1 protein-coding gene and 1 pseudogene are annotated in these 803 nt (G+C 40.2%); one reads left to right on the forward strand and one right to left on the reverse strand.

Annotated elements, in window-relative coordinates:
• Positions 1-149: 149 nt before the first annotated feature.
• The gene (locus ACEO2X_RS13985) at positions 150-614 is read left to right on the forward strand and encodes a DUF2147 domain-containing protein (RefSeq protein ID WP_371972168.1); all 465 of its coding nucleotides are present in this window, start codon (positions 150-152) and stop codon (positions 612-614) included.
• 77 nt (positions 615-691) lie between these two features.
• Here ACEO2X_RS13985 and ACEO2X_RS13990 read toward each other — a convergent pair.
• Positions 692-803: pseudogene (locus ACEO2X_RS13990) on the reverse strand (IS982 family transposase); the annotation flags it as partial.

An 803-nucleotide genomic window follows, 5' to 3' on the forward strand; every position in this document is an offset into this window, starting at 1 on the left:
GCAAGAGATGCGATGGATGTCTGATTATTTGTAGTCATAAATTTAAGTCCCCACTTGTTTCTAAGTGGGGACTAAATTAAGGCTTATAGGATGAATTCAGAAGGTGTGTTCAGCGGACGCTTACGCTTCTTCTCTGGGATATTGATTTTATGAACACCCTGTTCTTTTCTCGTTTAGCATTCATCAGCGCGATTTGCTGTTCAAGTTTAGCTTATGCAGCCAATGCAGACCCACTTTTGGGCAAATGGAAAACATTAGACTACCGCACAGGTTTTTCATTGTCTGACGTAGTCATGAGTAAAGATAAACAAGGTGCGTATGCCGCTACGATTACAGAACTACGTGCGGTTCCTGGCGCACCGCGTTTGGAAAATTGCACACTCTGTACGGGTAAAAATAAAGATAAGCCACTGTTAGGTTTTGTGCCATTAAGTCACTTAAAAGCTACGCCAAGCAATCAAATTGAATTTTATGAAGGTGACTATTTAGACCCGCGCACAGGTAAACAATATAAAACTCGTGCACGTTTAAGCAGCAATGGCAAACATTTAACCCTTTATAATGTAGACCTTGCCACCAATGCCAGCCGCAAAATGACGTGGGTGAAATACTGATATTATTCCTCACCAATGCGATAAAAGCTGTGTTCTGCACACTTTTATCGGAATGATTAGATTTAAATTAACCCCAGTTACGGATAAGCCAAAGATTTAATCACATGAATTTTAGGCTTATTCTTTTGGCAAAGTTGATACGCACATAGTGAAGAAAATACGCCTGCTAAAAAACCAGCAATCGAACGA

It is taken from the genome of Acinetobacter sp. AL9 (genome assembly GCF_041464035.1).
GTDB classification, from domain to species: Bacteria; Pseudomonadota; Gammaproteobacteria; order Pseudomonadales; family Moraxellaceae; genus Acinetobacter; species Acinetobacter towneri.

What these genes read in the sequence shown, in the direction of transcription:
- ACEO2X_RS13985 (WP_371972168.1), top strand. Translation starts at nt 150, where the DNA reads ATGAACACCCTGTTCTTTTCTCGTTTAGCATTCATCAGCGCGATTTGC.